This window comes from Acinetobacter sp. Colony158, assembly GCF_019264745.1.
Lineage (GTDB): Bacteria > Pseudomonadota > Gammaproteobacteria > Pseudomonadales > Moraxellaceae > Acinetobacter > Acinetobacter ursingii.
In genome coordinates, this window is the sequence record NZ_CP078523.1 from 1097430 (window position 1) to 1097650 (window position 221).

Annotated in this window: 1 pseudogene; it reads right to left on the reverse strand. The window is 39.8% G+C overall.

Annotation, left to right across the window (positions count from 1 at the left end):
* A pseudogene (locus tag JR005_RS14515) lies at positions 1–221 on the reverse strand (glucose-6-phosphate isomerase); the annotation flags it as partial.

Here is a 221-nt window from a genome sequence, read left to right on the forward strand (position 1 = left end):
ATTATCACGTTGTACCGACTTCCCATTCGACTCCATTTCAAGCTGTTGCAGATAAGATGCAAAATATTTTAAACGACCATCATAAGGTAAGACTGCATGCGTTTGCATCTTCAAAAAATTGGTATTCCACGCACCCAATAATGCCATAATGACAGGCACATTTTCATGAAATGGGGCCTGACGAAAATGTTGATCAATCAGATAAGCACCTGCCAACAGTT